Below are 19,477 nucleotides of genomic sequence, written 5' to 3' on the forward strand. Positions count from 1 at the left end.
ACGAGGATAGCAGAAAAATACTGCGTGCATTCTAGCTCAGGCCTCCTTGCCCACCCGGAACCAGGCGGCGTAGAGGGCTGGCAGGAACAGGCAGGTGAGGGCCGTGGCGGCCAGCAGTCCGCCCATGATGGCGATCGCCATGGGGCCCCAGAACAATTGCCGGGTCAGGGGCACCATGGCCAGCATGGCGGCGACGGCGGTCAGCGTGATGGGCCGGAAACGTCGCACCGTGGCGCCGATGATGGCCTCCCGACGCCCCTTGCCGGCCTGCTCGTCGCGCTGAATCTGGTCCACCAGGATCAGGGAGTTGCGGATGATCATGCCGGTCAGGGCAATCACCCCCAGGTTGGCGACGAAGCCGTAGGGGGCCTGGAACAGCAGCAGGCTGGCGGTGACGCCTATCATGCCCAGGGGGGCGGACAGCATCACCAGGGTGGTCAGGCTGAAGCTCTGCATCTGCATCATCACCAGGGTGAGGATTACCGCAGTGGCGACGGGAAGCACGGCGAAGATGGATTTTTCCATCTTCGCAGATTCGTTGATGATGCCGCCGACCAGGATGCGATAGCCTGGGGGCAGTTGGGCCCTCAGTGCCTTGAGGCGGGGATCGAGCAATTGGGACACGGTGGGCGCTTCCATCCGTGGATCGGCCACATCGGCCCGCACGATGATTGTGGGCAGGCGGTCCCGGCGTCCGATTACTGCCTCCTCCAGCACGGGTATCAGATGTGCTACCTGGGCCAGAGGCACGTGACGGCCTTCCCGGGTGATGATGTCCAGGGCGGGCAGATGCTCCAGGGAACTGCGTTCCTCGGTTGGGGCTCGCCATACCACGTCGATCAGCCGGTCGTCCTCCCGCAGGCGGGTGATCACAGCCCCCTGAAGCCAACCCTGGAGGGTCTGCGCCACTTCCTGGGTGGACACGCCCAGGGCCTGGGCACGAGCCTGATCGATCTCGATCCGGAATGCCTTGGCCTTTTCGTTCCAGTCCAGATTCACGTCCCGCACCAGGCCGCTTGCCCGCATGATGTCCGCCATCTGTCCGGCGATGCGGCGCACGGTCTCCACATCCTCGCCGGAGATGCCGAACTGCACCGGATAGCCCACTGAGGGACCGGCGGCCAGTTGATTGACTCTTACCCGCAGATGGCCGAAGCCCCCGTCGGTGGCGTCGAAACGCTGTTGCAGCCTTTTCATCAGGGCATCCCGCTGGGCCAGGCTCTTGCTGGTTATCACCAGTTGGGCATAGGCGTCGCTGGGCAGTTGTTGCTCAATGGTGAGGATGAAGCGCGGCGCCCCGACACCCACGTAGGAAGCGACCCGGAGTACATCCGGATCGCCCTCCAGCAGTTTTTCGATTTTCGCTACCTCCTTTTCCGTCGCCTGGAGAGAGGACCCCTGGGGCAGATAGACATGGACCAGCAGTTCCAGTCGTGTGGAGATGGGAAAGAAATTGCGCTGCACCAGGCCGAAGGCGGCCAGGGACAAAGCGAAAATGATCAGGGTACCAATGATCACCCGCCAGCGATGATCCACGCACCAGGCAATGACGGAATTCAGCCGGCGGTAGAAGGGGGTGTCGTAGATGTCTTCACCATGGGTAGCGGCCCGAGTCTTGAGCTTTTCAGAATCCAGCAGGCGGTAACCCAGATAGGGAGTGAACACCACCGCCACAATCCATGACATCAATAGAGCCGATGTCACCACCACGAACATGGAGCCGGCGTATTCCGACACGTTGGAGTTGGCCAGGAAGATCGGCAGGAAGCCGCCAGCCGTTACCAGGGTGCCGGAGAGCATGGGGAAGGCGGTGGAGGTATAAGCAAAGGTGGCGGCCTGAAAGCGGTCCAGACCCTGCTCCATCTTCACCACCATCATTTCCACGGCGATGATGGCATCATCCACCAGCAAACCCAGGGCGATGATAAGGGAGCCGAAGGAGATGCGGTGCAGGGTCACGTCGAAATACTGCATCAGCATCAGGGTGCCTCCGAGCACCAGGGGGATGGACAGGGCCACCACCAGACCCGTGCGCCAGCCCAGACTGAAGAAGGAGACTGCCAGCACCACCAGGATGGCCTCCAGCAGGGAGGTGATGAACAGTCGGGTGGAGTTCCTCACCACCTCTGCCTGGTTGCTGACCTCCCGCACTTCGATGCCGCGGGGCAGCATCGCCTCCAGCTTCTTCAGTTCCCTGGCCACATCGGCGCCCAGGGTCACCACATTGGCCCCGTCGGCCATCACCACGGCGATGCCCACTGCGGGTTGGCCGCCGAGGCGCATCCGGGGTTCTCCGGGCTCTGCCAGGCCGCGCCGTACCGTGGCGATGTCACCCAGGCGGAACTGGCGTCCCTGGACTGCGATGAGGCTGTTCTGCACGTCTTCCACGCTGGACAGGGCGCCACTGACGCTCAGCTGAACCCGGTCCCGGGTCGTGTCGATGAAGCCCGCTGGGGTGACGGTGTTTTGCCGGCCCAGAGTCTGAAATATCTGGGCTGGCGCGATGCCCAGGGCTGCCAGACGACTGGCCGGGACCTCCACGTAGATTTTTTCCGAGCGCACTCCCAGCAGGTGCACTTTTTTTACCGCCGGCACCTGCTTCAGCTCCCGGGCCAGGCGGTCGGCGTGGTGGCGAAGCCGTGGCAGGTCGTGGTCTTCGCTGGTCAGGGCATAGATCAGCACGTCGGTGTTGTCGAACTCGTCGTTGGCGTAGGGGCCACTCACACCCTCCGGCAACAAGGGCCGGAGATCGTCCAGCTTGTGACGTACCGAGGACCACATCTCTGGCACATTCTTGGTTGCCACGGCGCCGGACAGCACCAGGATTACCTGGGACTCGCCGGGCCGGGACATGGAGCTGATTTCATCTACATGGGGCATCTCCTGCAAGGTCTGCTCGATGCGGTTGGTGACCTGCTGCTCCATCTCCCGTGCAGTCGCCCCCGGCCAGTAGGTCTGGATGGCGATGATCTTGAGGGAGAACACCGGGTCCTCGTCCCGGCCCATGGTGAGGTAGGAAAAAACACCCCCCAGCAGCAGGATTCCCATCAGGTAGAGCACCATCTGGGGATGGCGCAGGGCCCAGGCGGAGAGGTTTGGGGCCTTCATGGGCATCAGAACTTGCGATCGGTGTAGCGCAGTTTTTCCCCGGCATGGACCTTATGCACCCCTGCGGCCACGACCCGCTCACCCGGGGTGAGGTCCCCGCTGATCCAGGCAGCGTCATCGCCCCAGCGCAGCACCTGCACCGGGCGCAGGGTCGCCGTACCGTTGTTGGCAACGACCCAGACGGCCGCGCCGGTCTTGCCGGGTTCCTGCTGGAAAATGGCGCCATGGGGCAAGCGCAGTTGCTTGGAGGTCTCCCGGTGCAGGTCCACCGTTGCCGTCATGCCCAGGCCGATGGTGTCGTCGCCGTCCGTGAGGCTGACCCGGGCGTCGTAGCTGCGGGTGGCGGAATCCGCAGCGCCAGCGATTTCCCGTACACGGCCCCGGTATTCCCGACCAGGGATCGCCCAGAGCCTGACCAGAGCCAGGTCGCCAGACTGGACGAAGACCCGATCGGACTCGGGTATCTGGAAGGCGATTTCCCGCTCTCCAGCAGGTGCCAGACGCAACACTGGCTGGCCCGGGGCCAGCACTTGGCCGGGTTCCGCCATGATGGCCGACACGATGCCGGCGCGATCGGCCACCAAGGTGGTATAGGTCCGTTGATTGCGGGCAAGGGTCGCTTGGGCCTCGGCTGCCCGATAGGTGACTTCCCTGGCCTCCAGGGCTGCGGGGCTGACGAAATTCTGTTCCCTTAATTCGCGGAAGCGCCCCAGGTCTGCTGCTGCCAGATCCCGCTGGGCCGCCGCCTGGGCGTATTGCTGGGCGGCGTCGGCATCATCCAGTCGGGCCAGGGGTTGGCCGGCCCGAACCGTGGCACCGGGATCCACCAGTCTGGCCAGCAGTTTGCCTCCGACCCGAAAGGATAGCGTTGCCTCCTGGCGGGCGCGTACTTCACCGCTGTATTCCTGCCTGACCCGGGCCGCACCGGTGCCGACTACCAGAGTTTCCACCATGCGGTCTGCCGCCGGCGCTGCATTCTGCTCTCCACAGCCTGCCAGCGTCAGGCAACACAAGACAGAGATCAGCCAGGGCCGCATCATCTTGGGTTACGGCGGTTTCAGGGAGTGGGGGCGGCCAGCAGGCCGCCGTCGAAGAGCAGGGAGAGATAGGCTTTCAAGTAATTTTCCGGGTTCTGCTCCAGGGCGCTGAAACTGCCCAGGGAGTGCCCCCATATGGATAGCATCAGGATCGGCGCGACCAGTACATCGGTGGTGCTTTCCAGATCCACCGGGCGGAACTCCCCCTCCTCAATGCCTCGGGCCACGATGCCGCGCAGCAGTTCCCGGGCCCGAGCCGTTACCGTGTCATGGTAGTAGCGGGCTACTTCGGGGAAATTGCCGGCTTCTGCCACCATCAGCTTGAGTATGCCCACGGAGGCACCCTGGCTGGAGCGTTGCCACCAGATGGTCAGCAGCGCTTCCAGGGCGCCCCTGGCAGATCCAGAATGCCTTGCCACCAAGGCCTCCACATCCTCCATTTCACGCAGGGTGTCTTCCTGAATGACTGCCTTGAACAGGGCTTCCTTGTTATCGAAGTAGAGATACAGGGTGCCCTTGGATACTCCTGCCCGGGCGGCAACGTCGTCCAGGCGGGTGGCGGCATAGCCCTTTTCGACGAATAGGGCCAGGGCCGCGGCCACGAGTTCTCCCGGCCGAGCTTCCTTGCGGCGTTGGCGGGGTCGGGACGCGGGGGCGGGGCGGGTAACCATGCCGCTGATTATATCTAAGTAACCAATTGGTCAGTAATTGTTTCTGTCCTGGTTTTGTAGGGGAGTGGCCACTGCGAAGGTTACGAATTCCTCTGGAAGGGGGGCGTTTTCCAGGCTGCGTTGGGTGAAGAGGAAGCGGCCGTCGCAGACAAAGCCCAGCTCCGCCCAGTCCACCTGATTCAGTAACCGGGCCAGGTGTGCCACGTCCGCGTCGGCCCGGTGGGGAAACAGACCCAGCACGGCGCCATCGAAGTTGTTGCAGGGGTGGGTGAAAAAGGGCTGGGTGTTGCGGGTCTTGTGATTCACATAGACCCGGGGGGCGTCGGTTTGGGGATGGCGTCGCCCCCATTGCCACCAGTTGTTCTCGTCGAATTTGCGCACACGCCGGGCCAGCAGCTTCTCCTTGAAGGCATCCAGGTGGGGCAGGGGCAGGTCGTAGATCATGCGCCGGGTCTGGCCGGTCCGGGCGGTGTGGGAGCAGACGAAGTCGGTGTTGCCAAGCGTTTCGTTGGCGAAGATCTGATCGGCACCTGACACACCGCCCACCTTGACGTTGAACACGCTGGCCAGGGGCACGCTGTAGATGCCGCGGGTGAACAGCAACTGGCCTTCGGCCAGCACCATGCGCCGGCCGTTCCGGGTGCGGTGGCTGGCATTGCCCTTTTCGAAGCGCCAGATGGCGCAGTTGGGGGTGGCCCCGGCGAAGATGCGGGCGTCCCCCAGATCCTCGAAATCGGTGATGGTGCCCTGGTCGAAGAGCCAGGCATTGAGCCGCTTGGCGCCGGTGGCCTTGAGGAAGTCGCGGGGGGTGATGAAGATCAGCTCGCCGCCTGGCCTGAGCTGACGCACGCATTTCTCGATGAAGTACAGGTACAGGTTGGCGTGGCCGTCCAGCAGGTGGGAGTCCAGTCGCAGCCGGGTTTCCGGCAGGATGTCCCGGGCCTTCACATAGGGTGGGTTGCCGATGATGGTGTCGAAGCACTCGCCCACCGGATAACTGAAAAAATCCTGGTGCAGGGCGTGATCCGGGCAGATCGTCCCATCGTGTTCGATGGCCACGCAGTCAGGCAGTCGGGAGGAAAATGCGCCGTCGCCGCAGGCGGGTTCCAGCACCCGTCCCTGGTTGCGCATCAGGGCCAACATGCGCGTGACGATGGCATCGGGAGTGAACACCTGGCCACGGCGGCTTACATCAAGGGCTGGGGGCATGGAGCGGGCTGGTAGAATCGCGGGTTCTGCCGGCATCCGCCGGGGCAATTCTCAGGTAGGAAAACAAGATGCTGGTCGCGTCGAATATTACCATGCAGTTCGGGGCCAAGCCCCTCTTCGACAATGTCTCCGTCAAGTTTGGCGAGGGCAATCGCTATGGCCTGATCGGCGCCAATGGCGCCGGCAAATCCACCTTCATGAAGATCCTGGCCGGGGTGCTGGAGCCCTCCGCCGGCAATGTCTCCATGGACCCGGGCGAACGCATGTCCTTTCTGCGCCAGGACCAGTTCGGCTACGAGGACATGCGGGTGCTGGATGTGGTGCTGATGGGCCATGCCGAGATGTGGGCGGTGATGCAGGAAAAGGATGCCATCTACGCCAACCCGGAGGCCAGCGAAGACGACTACATGCACGCGGCGGAACTGGAGAGCAAGTTCGCCGAGTACGACGGTTATACGGCGGAATCCCGCGCTGGCGAGTTGCTGCTGGGCGTGGGCATTCCCACCGAACAGCACAACGGCCCCATGCGCGAAGTGGCCCCCGGCTGGAAGTTGCGGGTGCTGCTCTGTCAGGCCCTGTTCGCCAACCCGGATATCCTGCTGCTGGACGAACCCACCAACAACCTGGACATCAACACCATCCGCTGGCTGGAGGACGTGCTGAATCAGCGCGAGTCCACCATGATCATCATTTCCCACGACCGCCATTTCCTCAATCAGGTGTGCACCCACATGGCGGATCTGGACTACGGCACCATCAAGGTCTACGGCGGCAACTACGACGACTTCATGGAGGCCAGCAGCATGGCCCGGGAGCGCCAGCAGGCCGCCAACAGCCGGGCCAAGGAACGCATCGCCGACCTGCAGGATTTCGTGCGCCGCTTCTCCGCCAACAAGTCCAAGGCGCGCCAGGCCACCAGCCGTCTGAAGCTGATCGACAAGATCCGGCCCGAGGACGTGAAACCTTCCTCGCGCCAGTATCCCTGGATACGCTTCGAGTACGACGACAAGGAAAAACTGCATCGCCTGGCGGTGGAGCTGGACAACGTCAGCTTCGGCTACGATCCCAAGACTCCGGTGATCAAGGGTTTTTCCACGGCCATCGAGGCCGGCGACAAGGTGGCCATCATCGGCGAGAACGGCGTCGGCAAGACCACCCTGCTGCGTCTGCTGGCGGGAGAGTCCCTGGGCGGGCTGGTGCCCAACTTCGGCACGGTGAAATGGGCCGAGAAGGCCAAGCCCGGCTACTTCGGCCAGGACCATGCCGACGATTTCGCCTCGGGCGAGAGCCTCACCGAATGGATCGTGCAGTGGGTGCGGGAGGGGGGCTACGACGGCAACGACGTGGAAACCCTGATCCGCGGCACCCTGGGCCGGCTGCTGTTTTCCGGTGATGAAGTGAAAAAGTCGGTGAAGGTGATCTCCGGTGGCGAGCAGGGCCGCATGCTCTTCGGCAAACTGATGCTGCTGCGGCGTAACGTGCTGCTGATGGACGAGCCCACCAATCACCTGGACATGGAATCCATCGAGTCCCTCAACACCGGCCTGGACAAGTTCCCCGGCACCCTGATCTTCGTCTCCCACGATCGGGAGTTTGTCTCGTCGTTGGCCACCCGCATCATCGACATCAAGCAGGATCACCGCATCGTCGATTACCGGGGGACCTACGAGGAATACCTGGCCAGTCAGGGCATCGAGTAAGCTGGCTCCGATGGGATTGTTGCGTACCCCCGCCCGCCTCGCCTTGCGCCTGCTCGGCTGGCGCCTGCTGGATCTGCCGGCGCGGCCGGACAAGGCGGTGGTGTTGGGCTACCCCCACACGTCGAACTGGGACTTCCCTCTGTGCCTGCTGGCCCTCGCGGCCCTGGAGCTGGACGCCCATTGGGCCGGCAAGGACACCCTGTTCCGGCCGCCCTTCGGTGCCCTGATGCGGGGCCTGGGCGGTATTCCGGTGAATCGGCGGGAGCCCACCGGTTTTGTCACTCGCATCGCCGCAGCCTTCAGCCGTCAGCCCCGCTTCAATCTGGTGATTGCGCCGGAGGGCACCCGCAGCCTGCGGGAGGGCTGGAAATCCGGCTTCTATCGCATTGCCATGGAGGCAGAGGTGCCGGTGATCCTGGGCACCATCGACTACGGCCGGCGGGAACTGGGGCTGATGGCCTGCATTCACCTGACGGGTGATGAGGACGCCGACATGGCCCGCATCGCCGCCCACTACAGCGACCGCCGGGGCCTGCACCCGGAGCTGGCCTCGCCGGTAAGACTACTTTGATCCAGTTACGCAATCTTTGCTTTGGCCGTGGCAGTGAAGTTCTGGTGGATGGGGCTTCCCTGCAAATCCATCCGGGTTGGCACGTGGGCCTCACCGGCGCCAACGGCTGCGGCAAGTCTTCCTTTCTGGCCCTGTTGCGGGGCCAGCTTCATGCCGAGCGGGGCGACCTGGAAATGCCGCCGGGCTGGGTGGTGGGGCATGTGGCCCAGGACACCCCGGCCCTTGCGGAAGGCGCTCTGAATTTTGTCGTGGCCGGCGACGAGGAGTTCGCCGCCATCGAAGGCGAACTGGCCGCCGCCGAGGCCGCTCACAGTACGGACGGCGAACGCATTGCCCTGCTCCATGGCCGGCTCCAGGAAATCGATGGCTACGGCGCCCGCTCCCGGGCCGCGGCCCTGCTCCACGGCCTGGGTTTTTCCGACGCCGACTTCATCCGGCCCGTGGCGGAGTTCTCCGGCGGCTGGCGGGTGCGCCTCAATCTGGCCCGGGCTCTGATGTGTCGCTCCGACCTGTTGCTACTGGACGAGCCCACCAACCACCTGGACCTGGACGCGGTGCTCTGGCTGGAGGAGTGGCTCAAGCGCTACCCCGGCACCCTGCTGCTGATCTCCCACGACCGGGATTTCCTCGATGCGGTGGTGGAGCGGGTGCTGCATGTGGAGCAGCGGCGCATGACCCTTTACGCCGGCAACTACTCGGCCTTCGAGCGCACCCGGGCCGAGCGTCTGGCGGGTCAGCAGGCCAGCTATGAAAAGCAGCAGCGCCAGGTCGCCCATCTGCACAAGTACATCGACCGCTTCCGCGCTCAGGCCACCAAGGCCCGCCAGGCCCAGAGCCGCCTGAAGGCCCTGGACCGGATGGAGCTGATTGCCGCCGCCCATGCGGACACGCCCTTCAGCTTCACATTCATGGAGCCGGTCGGCATGTCCGATCCGTTGCTGCAACTGGAAAAGGTCAGTATCGGCTACAGCCCGGCACCCGAGGCGGCTCTGATCCGCCAGGTCAGCCTGAGTCTGCGCCCGGGTATGCGCCTGGGCCTCCTGGGGCGCAACGGTGCCGGCAAGTCCACCCTGGTCAAATGTCTCTCGGGGGTGCTGGCCCCTGTCGGTGGCAAGCGCATCGAGGGGCGCCATCTGCGCATCGGCTATTTCGCCCAGCACCAGTTGGAACAATTGCGGCCCGACGAGTCGCCTCTGCAACACCTGATGCGTCAGGAACCTCTGAGCCGGGAACAGGAGATGCGCGACTATCTGGGTGGATTCGATTTTCGCGGCGATATGGTGACGGAACCCTGTGGCCGCTTTTCCGGTGGCGAGAAGACACGCCTGGCCCTGGCCCTGCTGATCCGCCAGCGCCCCAACCTGCTGTTGCTGGACGAGCCCACCAACCACCTGGACCTGGAAATGCGCGAGGCCCTGACCCTGGCCCTCCAGGAAACCGAGGCGGCGGTGGTGCTGGTCTCCCACGATCGCCATTTGCTGCGCACCACCTGCGACGAGTTGTGGCGGGTCCATGACGGCGTGGCCGAACCCTTCGACGGCGACCTGGACGACTATGCCCGCTGGCTGGACAAGCTGCGGGGCGAATCCAACGAAGCGGGTAGCAGCGATGAGGGCAAGGCCTCCCGCAAGGAGGCCCGGGCAGAAACCGCCGCTCAGCGCCAGGCCCTGCTGGCCCAGCGTCGCCCTCTGCTGAAGGAAGTGGAGAAACTGGAAAAGCAGCTGGCGGGTTGGCAGGGAGAAAAGGCCTTGCTCGATACGCGGTTGGCAGACCCTGCCCTCTACACTGTATCGGACAGGACACTGATGGAAAGCCTGCTCAAGCGCCAGGCAGAATTGGCCAGTAATATCGAGGCGACGGAACTGCGCTGGTTGGAAGTGCAGGAGGCCCTGGAGGCCCTGATCGAACAGGACTGAATGTTTCCACGGCGCGGGTTTCCCTGTATTTTCCCGGGGAACCCAGCGGTATTGTCACGGAGTATCCATGCCAGCAAAGAAGCCCCTGTCCGGTCGGTCTATGGTGGATCCGGATTTCTATCAGGCCCAGCAAAAGATGCCCCTCGGTTTTCTGATGGGCATGATTGCCAATAAACTGAATCGCTGGGTGGATGCGGAGTTGGCGCCCTGGAAGATTACCGGCTCCCAGTGGGGGGTCTGCCGCATGATCAATAAAGGCCTGGGCAATACCGCTGCCGACCTGTCCCGCCGTTATGGCTACGATTCCGGCGCCCTCGCCCGTATTCTGCAGGCCCTGGAGAATAAGGGCCTGATACGGCGGGAACGCAGCTCCGATGACCAGCGCCGGGTAAATCTGCAAGTCACCGAGCGGGGCCGGACGCTGATCGAAGAATCACTGCCCCGCATCCGGCATATTGGCGACATAACCACCGAGGGTTTCAGTGCAGAGGAAGTGAAGTTGTTCAAGGACTTCCTGCTGCGCGCCCATTTGCATCTGGCGGGTGATGGGGCAAAGGCCGGAGAGCCGGCGCCCGCACCCGCCAGCGACGAGGTTCCGCCACTCAGCCCCTGGGATCGATTGAGTCGGCCCTGAATCACTTGTAGATCAGGTCGAAGAGTCGGGACTGGTCGTCCACACAGACCCCGCCTCCCTGGGTGCCGCTGCTGCTGGCCAGATCGCAACGCAGTCCCTTGCCGTCGGGGGAGTTCAACAAGGCCTTGTAGGTGGTACTGTCCCCGTACGCATGGATGGTGCCGAACTGGGGCAGGGAACGTCGGCCGCCGATGGAATGGGTTTCGATGAAGCCAAAGCTGTCGGCCGATGAGGTGCGGATCATGGGGCCGCTGTAGTTGATGCCTTCGATGGTGACGGACAGGATCGTCGTACCCTGGCCGTCACTTTGTACCAGGCCGCCGTATTGGGTGCCGCTGTCGCGGCCCATCAGCTGTACCCGGGACTGACTGGCGCAACCGGCCAGCAGGACCAACAGGGCAAATGGTATCAGTCTGTTCATGGCAGTCTCCTCGTTGCGGGAACACTGTTGACGTTCCTGGGCGCAAGCTTAGCCCAGGCGGCATGAATGTGGACTGCTACATCTCAGGTGAATTCAACGGATTTGCAACGCGATATTACCGAGCCGCTCTTCAGCCCTGTCGGGAGCCTGATCGCCCCATGATAAAATCCGCAGCCTCCTCCGTCCGCCTCCCCCATGGATCCCATCCTGCTGCTGCATGCTTTGATCCTCGGCGTCGTCGAGGGTCTGACCGAGTTCCTGCCTATCTCCAGTACCGGTCATCTGATTCTGGCCGGGGATTTGCTCGGCTTCAACGACGACAGGGCCAAACTATTCGAGATCGTCATCCAGTCCGGCGCCATCCTGGCGGTCTGCTGGGAGTATCGGGTCCGCATCGCACGGGTGCTGCTGGGCCTGCCTCGACAGCGGGAGGCCCAGCGCTTCGTGCTCAACCTGTTCATCGCCTTTCTGCCCCTGGCCCTGCTCGGTCTGGCTTTCGGGCAGGCCATCAAGGCCCATCTGTTCAAACCGCTGCCCGTGGCCCTGGCCTTCATCATCGGTGGCCTGGTGATCCTCTGGGCGGAAAAACGCCAGCACCGCATCCGGGTCGAGACGGTGGAGGAACTGGATGTGGTCGATGCCTTCACTCTGGGCCTGGCCCAGGCCCTGGCCCTGATCCCCGGCACTTCCCGCTCCGGCGCCACCATCATCGGCGGACTGTTGCTCGGTCTTTCCCGCAGGGCGGCCACGGAGTTCTCCTTTTTCCTGGCCATTCCCACCCTGCTGGTGGCCACCGCCTATCAGCTCTACAAGGAGCGCGCCCTGCTCAATGCCGACGATATCGGCATGTGGCTGGTGGGTTTCGTCGCCGCCTTCGCCTCCGCCTTCCTCTGTGTGCGCTGGTTGCTGCGTTACATTGCCAGCCACGATTTCACCCTGTTCGCCTGGTACCGCATCGTCTTCGGGCTGGTGGTACTGGCCACCTGGCAATTGAACTGGGTGGACTGGACCGGCCCATGATTCTCTATCTGCACGGTTTCGCTTCCTCGCCGCAATCCCTCAAGGCTCGGCAACTCCAGGCGCGGATGCATCAACGGGGCCTGGGGCGCCACTTCGCCGCCCCCCAGCTGCCGGTGTCGCCAGCCGCCGCCATCGCCCTGGCCGAGACCCTGATCGCCCGGGCCACAGCCCCCGTGACCCTGGTGGGTTCCTCCCTGGGCGGGCACTACGCCACCTGGCTGGCCGAACGCCATGACCTCCGCGCCGTGGTGGTGAATCCGGCGGTGCTGGCCCATTTGTCCCTGGATCGCTATCTGGGCACCAAGACCCACTACCACTCCGGGGAAAGTTTTGAATTCACCCGGGACCACATGGCCGAGATGGCGGCGCTGACCGTTCCCGCCATCAGCCACCCCAAGCGCTACTGGCTGCTGGCGGAGCAGGGCGACGAGGTACTCGACTACCGTCAGGCTGTGGACCTCTACCGCGGCGCCCGTCAGACCGTGCTGGCGGGCGGTGACCACAGTTTCACCCGCTGGGAAGATTATCTGGACGAAGTCATCGACTTCGCCGTACTGGAATCATGAATATCCTGTTTGAAGAAGAAGGCAGTTTCAAGGCCGGCAGTGTGCTGGCCGACAACACCACCTCCCTGCAGGTGGAACTACCCACGGGCAAGCGCTCCAAGGTCAAGGCGGCCAATGTACTGTTGCGCTTTGTCGCCCCCTCTGCCGCCGAGCTGCTGACCCAGGCCGAGAGCGAGGCTGGGTCCATTGATACCGATTTCCTCTGGGAAGCCTGCCCCGAGGGGGAGTTCGGCTTCGAGGACATGGCGACCGACTACTACGGCCAGAAGCCCACTGCCGTGGAAGCCGCCACCCTGCTGCTGGCCCTCCATGCCGCGCCCATGTATTTCCATCGCAAGGGCAAGGGACGCTTCCGCAAGGCGCCGCCGGAGATACTCCAGGCCGCCAAGGCCGGCCTGGAAAAGAAGCGCCTCCAGGCCGAGGCCCAGGAACGCATGGCCGGGGAACTCAAGGCGGGTCGCCTGCCCGCCGAATTCCCGCCCCTGCTGCGGGAGATGCTCTACAAGCCGGACCGCAACCGCATTGAGACCAAGGCCCTGGAGGCTGCCTGTGCCGAGACCGGCCTGTCGGTGCCCCGGCTGCTGGAAAAGTGCGGCGCCATCACCGATACCCACGAATATCACCTGGGAAGATTCCTGTTCGAGTTCTTTCCCAAGGGAACCGGGTTCCCGGCTCCTTGGGACAATAACGAGGCCCCCCCTCCCATCCTCCCCCGCCAAGCGGGGGAGGTGACTGATCACCCCCCTTCCCCGGGAAGGGGGGATGGGGGGGAAGGCCCACCCTTTGACGATGGAGAATGGCGTGGACTTCCGCTTGCGGAAGTCCACGCCTTCTCCATCGACGATGCCCACACCACGGAAATCGACGATGCCTTTTCCGTTGTCTTCCAACCTGACGGGGGCATGCGGGTAGGCATCCACATCGCCGCGCCAGGCCTGGGCATCAGCCCGGAGTCCGATCTGGGAAAGATCGCCCGGGAGCGACTGTCCACGGTCTATATGCCCGGCCGCAAGATCACCATGCTGCCCGAGCCCGTGGTGGAGCGCTTCACCCTTTCCGCAGGCAGCCATGCGCCGGCCCTGTCCCTCTATCTGGAGGTGGCGCCGGACCTGCGGGTGCTGGGCCACGAAAGCCGTATCGAACGGGTGCCGGTGGTGGCCAATCTGCGCCACCACGACATCGAGCCCCTGTTCAACGAGCAGACTCTCCAGTCCGGCCTGGGGGAGTTTGCCTTCCGCGACGAGCTGAAGCGTCTCTGGGAACTGGCCACGGTGCTGGAGGCGGGCCGGGGCAAGGCCGGCAAGCAGAACAACCGCAAGGATTACAACTTCCATGTGGACTGGGAGCGGACTTCGCCCCAGGGGCCGGGCTGGATCGAGATCGAGGAGCGGCCGAGAGGAAGCCCCCTGGATACCCTGGTGGCGGAATTGATGATCGTCGCCAATTCCACCTGGGGCGGTCTGCTGGCCCAGGCCAAGGTGGGTGCCCTGTATCGGGGTCAGACCAGCGGCAAGGTGCGGATGACCACCGTGCCCACGCCGCACGAGGGTCTGGGGGTGGATTGCTACGCCTGGACCACCTCGCCCCTGCGCCGCTATACGGACCTGTTGAACCAGTGGCAGTTGATCGCCCTGCTGGGGCAGGAGACGCCTCCTTTCCCGGCCAAGTCGGCGGAACTGCTGGCGGCGATGCGGGACTTCGATATCACCTATGCTGCCTACGCCGACTTTCAGCGGGGCATGGAGCGTTACTGGTGCCTGCGCTGGCTGTTGCAGCAGGAGCGGGACAACCTGAGTGCGCAAGTGATCCGGGAAAATCTGGTGCGCTGCGACGAGCTGCCCCTGGTGCTGCGGGTGCCTTCGCTGCCTGCCTGTAATCCGGGGCAGAAGGTGGCCCTGGCTCTGGAAGGGATCGATTTGCTGGACGCCGAGCTACGGCCCCGATTCACGGAATTGCTGGACTCCGCGACGGTTGATGGGGCTTTGGGGGAAGAGGAGGGTGGCGAGTAAAATCGCTCCATGATCCAGATTCTGGCCTGGCCCGGCCCCTTGGCCCGGATGGACCCGAACCAGCGCAACCTGACGCTGGCCATCGGCCTTTCCCTGCTGGTTCACGCTCTGCTGCTGTCGGTGCATTTCACCTTTCCCGGCGCCCTGGACAGGGTGACGGAGCGTGCTCTGGATGTGGTGCTGGTCAACAGCAAACATGCCCGAAAACCCAGCCAGGCCCAGGCCAGGGCCCAGGCCAATCTGGATGCCGGCGGCAACACGGAGCAGGCGCGGCGCGCCACCACGCCCCTGCCCCCTTCGGCCCAGGCTCGGATTGGCGACGATCTGGTGCAAGCCCAGCAGCGGGTGAACCAACTGGAATCCCAGACCCGTGAACTGGTGACCCGGTCCCGTGGTGAGCGGGTTTTCAATGTCGGTCGCAACTCCAGTGAACCCATGCCCGCCGTGGCCGCGCCGGGCATGGATCTCTATACCCGCTCCATGGCCATCGCCCGGTTGGAAGCCCAGATCGACAAGCAGATGGACGATTACAACAAGCGTCCCCGCAAGAAATTCATCGGCACCCGCACCGAGGAATATCTGCCGGCCCAGTACCTGGAGGATTGGCGCCAGAAGGTGGAGCGCATCGGCAATCTCAACTATCCCGAGGCAGCCCGGGGCAAGCTCTACGGCAGCCTGGTGGTCTATCTGGAAATCAACTCCGAGGGCAAGCTGGAGCGGGCCGAGATTCAGCGCTCCTCGGGCCACAAGCTGCTGGACGAGGCAGCCCTGCGCATCCTGCGCCTGGCCTCGCCCTTCGCCCGTTTTCCCGACAGCCTGAAATCCCAGTTCGACATTCTCGCCTTTGCCCGTACCTGGAGCTTCACCCAGGCGGACGTACTGAGGACCCAATGACCGATCGCTATGCCGTGGTGGGGCACCCCGTTGCCCATTCCAAGTCTCCCCGCATTCATGGGTTGTTTGCCGCCCAGACCCGCCAGGACATGCGCTATGAGGCGCTGCTGGCGCCCCTGGACGGCTTTGTCGCCACGGTGCGGGATTTCATGGCGGTCGGGGGGCGGGGCATGAATGTCACCGTGCCCTTCAAGGAAGAGGCCTTCCGCCTGGCCGATACCCTGACGCCCCGGGCTCGGGCGGCGGGGGCGGTGAACACCCTGGCCTTTCATGAAGGCCGGATCATAGGAGATAACACCGACGGTGCCGGATTGGTGGCGGACATCCGTGACAACCTGGGGCTTGCCCTGAAGGGGAAACGGCTGCTGTTGCTGGGGGCCGGTGGCGCGGTTCGCGGCTGTCTGCTGCCCCTGCTGGGCGAGGGACCGTCCCCTCTGTTGATCGCCAACCGCACGGCGGACAAGGCCCTGGTCCTGGCCCGGGAGTTCGGCGCCGGCGTGGCGGGATGCGGTTTCGGCGACCTGGCCGGGCTGTCCTTCGACATCATCATCAACGGCACCTCGGCGGGCCTCGCCGAGGTGGCCCTGCCTCTGCCTCCAGGTTTGTTTGCTCCCGGTGCCCTGGCCTATGACATGGTCTATGGCCGGCAGACGCCTTTCCTCACCCAGGCCGCCGCAGCTGGCGCCCGTTGCGCCGACGGTCTGGGCATGCTGGTGGAACAGGCGGCGGAGGCCTTCCTGGTGTGGCGTGGGCTGCGCCCGGAGACGGCGCCGGTGCTGAAGTTGCTGCGCCAGGAACTGGCTCGGCCCTGACGCAGCGTCAGCCGCAAGCCCTCGGTGCCCCCCGGAGGGGGGCGAAGGGGAACATGAGCAACGAGCTTTCCCGCAGGGCCGCCCCAAGGGAAAGCGGCACGCGGCGGCAGCCGCAAGCCTTCGGTGCTGCCACGGAGTGCCCCATGATATCGAGCGGCGAGCCATACCGAATCCCCCGGCGGTGGGGCGAAGGGGGCATGAGCAACGAGCTTTCCCGCAGGGCCGCCCCAAGGGAAAGCGGCACGCGGCGGCAGCCGCAAGCCTTCGGTGCTGCCACGGAGTGCCCCATGATATCGAGCGGAGCGAGCCGTATCGAACCCCCCGGAGGGGGGCGAAGGGGGGCGAGCCATTAATCCAGCTTCACCGGTACCGGCTGCACCTTCCAGATGTCTCGGCAATATTCGGCGATGGTGCGATCGGAGGAGAACTTGCCGATACGGGCCACGTTGAGGATGGACATCCGGGTCCAGCGCTGCGGATCCCGATAGGCAGCGCTCACCTGGTCCTGGCAGGCGATGTAGTCGGCGTAGTCGGCCAGCAGCAGGTAGCTGTCGTGCTGGAGCAGGTGATCCACCAGAGGTTGGAACAGGCTGCGGTCGCCGTGGGCGAAAAAGCCGCTGGCGATCAGGTCGATGACGTCCTTGAGTTCCTGGTTGGCGTTGTAGTAGTCCCAGGGACGGTAGCCGTTGGCCAGGGTGTGGCTGACTGCGTCGGCGTCCAGGCCGAACAGGAAGAAATTCTCGGCACCCACATCCTCGCGGATTTCCACGTTGGCGCCGTCCAGGGTGCCGATGGTCAAGGCACCGTTCATGGAGAACTTCATGTTGCCGGTCCCTGAGGCTTCCTTGCCGGCGGTGGATATCTGCTGGGAAATGTCGGCGGCCGGATAGACCCATTGTCCCAGCTTGACGCTGAAGTTGGGCAGAAACACTACCTTGAGCCGGCCGGCCACGTCCCGGTCCCGGTTGACCATCTCAGCTACGGCGTTGATCAGGCGGATGATCAGCTTGGCCATGGCGTAGCCCGGTGCCGATTTGCCGCCGAAGATAAAGGTGCGGGGCACGATATCCAGGGCCGGGTTGCGCTTGATGCGGTTGTAGAGGGTGATGATGTGCAGCAGGTTGAGATGCTGGCGCTTGTACTCGTGAATGCGCTTGACCTGAACGTCATAGAGGCTGGTGGGGGTGATGTCGATGCCGCAGAGTTTGTGGACCTCTCCCGCCAGGGCTTCCTTGCGCTGGCGCTTGACCTGGCGCCAGCGTTCCTGGAACGCAGGGTCGTCGGCGTGGGCCTCCAGGCCCCGTAGTTGTTCCAGGTCCGTTTCCCAACCGTGTCCCAGGGTTTCGTTCAGGAGGGAGCCCAGGCCCGGGTTGCTGAGCAGCATGAAGCGGCGGGGCGTGACGCCGTTGGTCTTGTTCTGAAATTTTTCCGGCCACAGTTCGTAGAAATCCCGCAGCACGGTTTCCTTCAGCAACTGGCTGTGCAGCTCCGCCACGCCGTTGATGGCAAAACTGCCGATGCACGCCAGGTGAGCCATGCGCACATGGCGTGGCAGGGTTTCATCGATGATGGACAGGCGTTGCGCCCGATCGGGATCGAAGGGGTAGCGCTGGCGAACCTCATCGAGAAAGCGGCTGTTGATCTCGTAGATGATTTCCAGGTGGCGGGGCAACAGGCTCTGGAACAGGGGGATGGGCCATTTTTCCAGGGCCTCGGGCAGCAGGGTGTGGTTGGTATAGGCGAAGGTGTGGCGGGTGACGTGCCAGGCCGTGTCCCAATCCAGGTGATGGTTGTCCAGTAACAGGCGCATCAGCTCCGCCACCGCGATGGCCGGATGGGTGTCGTTGAGCTGGACGGTGAATTTCTCGTGGAAGCGCTCGATGGGCATGCCAGTAGTGCGGTGTACACGCATCATGTCCTGGAGCGAACAGGTGACGAAGAAGTGCTGCTGCAATAGGCGCAGGCGCTTGCCGATCTCCGGCGCGTCGTTGGGATAGAGCACCTTGCTAATGGTCTCCGAACGTACCTCCCGCAGCACCGCGCCGTAGTAATCCCCCTCGTTGAAGGCGTGGAAGTCCAGGGCTTCTGCGGCCTCGGCCCGCCACAGGCGCATCAGGTTCACCGTATTGACGTCGTGGCCGAGGATGGGCGTGTCGATGGCCACGCCGCGGAAGGTCTCGTGGGGAACCCAGCGTACCCGGTGCAGCCCCTGCTCGTTGGTGTAGTGCTCGGTATGGCCGCCAATCTTGACGTCATAGCTGATCTGGGGGCGGCGCACCTCCCAGGGATTGCCATAGTGCAGCCAGTTGTCGGTGGTCTCCACCTGCTCACCATTGCGGATGTCTTGTTGGAAGATTCCGAACTCGTAGCGAATGCCGTAGCTGGTGGCGGGGATCTGGAGCGTCGCCAGGGAGTCCATGAAACAGGCCGCCAGCCGCCCCAGACCGCCGTTGCCCAGTCCGGGTTCCTGTTCGTAGGCGATCAGGGACTCCAGGTCGATGCCCAGGCTCTGCAAGGCCTTGCGGGTGGGTTCCTCGATGCCCATGTTGAGCAGGTTGAGGCCCATGAAGGGGCCCGGCAGGTACTCGGCCGAGAGATAGCAGACGGTGCGGGGATTGGCTTGCTGGTAGGTGCGTATCGTACTGACCCAGCGATGGAGCAGACGATCCCGGACGGTATAGGCCAGGGCCTTGTACTTGTCGTCCAGGGAGGCCACTTCCAGAAAGCGGCCCTGGACGTAGAACAGGTTGTCGAGAAAGGCCAGACGGATGGCCTCCTCGCTCATGCCGGTGCGGATGCTTTCGCCGTTGCCCCCCGGCTTGGTCGTGTTGTTGTGTTTGGTCATGATGCCCCCTTGTTATTGGGCGCATTCTGGAACATCCGTGGCGATAGGGAAAGCTGTCCCACAA

The 19,477-nt window shown here is 64.0% G+C and carries 15 protein-coding genes; 9 read left to right on the forward strand and 6 right to left on the reverse strand.

From position 1 onward, the window contains the following. Positions 1-36 precede the first annotated feature (36 nt). From DENOEST_RS01285 to DENOEST_RS01300, 4 genes are all read right to left on the reverse strand, one after another. Entirely contained in the window at positions 37-3,108 is a 3,072-nt protein-coding gene (locus tag DENOEST_RS01285) for an efflux RND transporter permease subunit (protein ID WP_145771466.1), read from the reverse strand. 5 nt (positions 3,109-3,113) lie between these two features. Then, the gene (locus DENOEST_RS01290; RefSeq protein ID WP_170228237.1) at positions 3,114-4,061 is read right to left on the reverse strand and encodes an efflux RND transporter periplasmic adaptor subunit; all 948 of its coding nucleotides are present in this window, start codon (positions 4,059-4,061) and stop codon (positions 3,114-3,116) included. A gap of 104 nt (positions 4,062-4,165) precedes the next feature. Then, a complete protein-coding gene (locus DENOEST_RS01295; RefSeq protein ID WP_232096409.1) occupies positions 4,166-4,747 on the reverse strand; it encodes a TetR/AcrR family transcriptional regulator in 582 nt (193 codons plus the stop codon). Between the two features lie 99 nt (positions 4,748-4,846). Then, entirely contained in the window at positions 4,847-6,025 is a 1,179-nt protein-coding gene (locus DENOEST_RS01300) for an Eco57I restriction-modification methylase domain-containing protein (RefSeq protein ID WP_197970477.1), read from the reverse strand. Positions 6,026-6,093: 68 nt separating this feature from the next. Here DENOEST_RS01300 and DENOEST_RS01305 point away from each other — a divergent pair, with 68 nt between their 5' ends. The 4 genes from DENOEST_RS01305 to DENOEST_RS01320 all read left to right on the forward strand — a co-directional run bounded on the left by DENOEST_RS01305 (position 6,094) and on the right by DENOEST_RS01320 (position 10,846). Further along, the gene (locus DENOEST_RS01305; protein ID WP_145771399.1) at positions 6,094-7,725 is read left to right on the forward strand and encodes an ABC-F family ATPase; all 1,632 of its coding nucleotides are present in this window, start codon (positions 6,094-6,096) and stop codon (positions 7,723-7,725) included. 16 nt (positions 7,726-7,741) lie between these two features. Further along, on the forward strand, positions 7,742-8,296 hold the full coding sequence (locus DENOEST_RS01310; protein ID WP_197970478.1) for a 1-acyl-sn-glycerol-3-phosphate acyltransferase: 555 nt from the start codon (positions 7,742-7,744) through the stop codon (positions 8,294-8,296). Then, positions 8,293-10,212, forward strand: a complete 1,920-nt coding sequence (locus DENOEST_RS01315) for an ATP-binding cassette domain-containing protein (RefSeq protein ID WP_145771401.1) — start codon at positions 8,293-8,295, stop codon at positions 10,210-10,212. Before DENOEST_RS01310 ends, DENOEST_RS01315 begins: the two co-directional genes overlap by 4 nt. A 67-nt stretch (positions 10,213-10,279) precedes the next feature. Beyond that, positions 10,280-10,846, forward strand: coding sequence for a MarR family winged helix-turn-helix transcriptional regulator (locus DENOEST_RS01320; RefSeq protein WP_145771402.1), 567 nt, complete (start codon positions 10,280-10,282; stop codon positions 10,844-10,846). A 1-nt stretch (position 10,847) separates the two neighbouring features. On the opposite strand, the gene DENOEST_RS01325 is transcribed toward DENOEST_RS01320, so the two are convergent. Then, entirely contained in the window at positions 10,848-11,267 is a 420-nt protein-coding gene (locus DENOEST_RS01325; RefSeq protein WP_145771403.1) for a hypothetical protein, read from the reverse strand. A 195-nt stretch (positions 11,268-11,462) separates the two neighbouring features. Between DENOEST_RS01325 and DENOEST_RS01330 the strand changes: the two genes are divergently transcribed. From DENOEST_RS01330 to aroE, 5 genes are read left to right on the forward strand one after another with little or no spacing between them, the layout of a single operon-like run. Then, positions 11,463-12,287 carry an undecaprenyl-diphosphate phosphatase gene (locus tag DENOEST_RS01330; protein ID WP_145771404.1) on the forward strand — a complete coding sequence of 275 codons (825 nt, stop codon included), beginning with the start codon at positions 11,463-11,465 and terminating at the stop codon, positions 12,285-12,287. Continuing rightward, positions 12,284-12,853: a YqiA/YcfP family alpha/beta fold hydrolase gene (locus DENOEST_RS01335; protein WP_145771405.1), complete on the forward strand. Its 570-nt coding sequence runs from the start codon at positions 12,284-12,286 to the stop codon at positions 12,851-12,853. Before DENOEST_RS01330 ends, DENOEST_RS01335 begins: the two co-directional genes overlap by 4 nt. After that, positions 12,850-14,862, forward strand: coding sequence for a ribonuclease catalytic domain-containing protein (locus tag DENOEST_RS01340; protein WP_145771406.1), 2,013 nt, complete (start codon positions 12,850-12,852; stop codon positions 14,860-14,862). The genes DENOEST_RS01335 and DENOEST_RS01340 overlap by 4 nt, the downstream gene beginning before the upstream one ends. 9 nt (positions 14,863-14,871) lie before the next feature. After that, positions 14,872-15,756, forward strand: a complete 885-nt coding sequence (locus DENOEST_RS01345; protein ID WP_183148186.1) for an energy transducer TonB — start codon at positions 14,872-14,874, stop codon at positions 15,754-15,756. Continuing rightward, positions 15,753-16,568: a shikimate dehydrogenase gene (aroE, locus tag DENOEST_RS01350; protein ID WP_145771407.1), complete on the forward strand. Its 816-nt coding sequence runs from the start codon at positions 15,753-15,755 to the stop codon at positions 16,566-16,568. Before DENOEST_RS01345 ends, aroE begins: the two co-directional genes overlap by 4 nt. A gap of 349 nt (positions 16,569-16,917) precedes the next feature. Here aroE and DENOEST_RS01355 read toward each other — a convergent pair whose 3' ends face one another. Beyond that, complete coding sequence (locus DENOEST_RS01355) at positions 16,918-19,413, reverse strand: glycogen/starch/alpha-glucan phosphorylase (RefSeq protein ID WP_145771408.1); 2,496 nt, start codon at positions 19,411-19,413, stop codon at positions 16,918-16,920. Positions 19,414-19,477: the final 64 nt, after the last annotated feature.

Origin of the sequence: Denitratisoma oestradiolicum, assembly GCF_902813185.1 — a bacterium.
Lineage (GTDB): Bacteria > Pseudomonadota > Gammaproteobacteria > Burkholderiales > Rhodocyclaceae > Denitratisoma > Denitratisoma oestradiolicum.

Excerpts from the sequence above, each read along its gene's own strand:
- DENOEST_RS01305 (WP_145771399.1), top strand. The coding sequence starts at position 6,094 with ATGCTGGTCGCGTCGAATATTACCATGCAGTTCGGGGCCAAGCCCCTC.
- DENOEST_RS01290 (WP_170228237.1), bottom strand. The coding sequence starts at position 4,061 with ATGGTGGAAACTCTGGTAGTCGGCACCGGTGCGGCCCGGGTCAGGCAG.
- DENOEST_RS01320 (WP_145771402.1), top strand. The coding sequence starts at position 10,280 with ATGCCAGCAAAGAAGCCCCTGTCCGGTCGGTCTATGGTGGATCCGGAT.
- DENOEST_RS01335 (WP_145771405.1), top strand. The coding sequence starts at position 12,284 with ATGATTCTCTATCTGCACGGTTTCGCTTCCTCGCCGCAATCCCTCAAG.
- DENOEST_RS01345 (WP_183148186.1), top strand. The coding sequence starts at position 14,872 with ATGATCCAGATTCTGGCCTGGCCCGGCCCCTTGGCCCGGATGGACCCG.
- DENOEST_RS01330 (WP_145771404.1), top strand. The coding sequence starts at position 11,463 with ATGGATCCCATCCTGCTGCTGCATGCTTTGATCCTCGGCGTCGTCGAG.
- DENOEST_RS01325 (WP_145771403.1), bottom strand. The coding sequence starts at position 11,267 with ATGAACAGACTGATACCATTTGCCCTGTTGGTCCTGCTGGCCGGTTGC.
- DENOEST_RS01300 (WP_197970477.1), bottom strand. The coding sequence starts at position 6,025 with ATGCCCCCAGCCCTTGATGTAAGCCGCCGTGGCCAGGTGTTCACTCCC.
- DENOEST_RS01340 (WP_145771406.1), top strand. The coding sequence starts at position 12,850 with ATGAATATCCTGTTTGAAGAAGAAGGCAGTTTCAAGGCCGGCAGTGTG.
- DENOEST_RS01355 (WP_145771408.1), bottom strand. The coding sequence starts at position 19,413 with ATGACCAAACACAACAACACGACCAAGCCGGGGGGCAACGGCGAAAGC.
- DENOEST_RS01285 (WP_145771466.1), bottom strand. The coding sequence starts at position 3,108 with ATGAAGGCCCCAAACCTCTCCGCCTGGGCCCTGCGCCATCCCCAGATG.
- aroE (WP_145771407.1), top strand. The coding sequence starts at position 15,753 with ATGACCGATCGCTATGCCGTGGTGGGGCACCCCGTTGCCCATTCCAAG.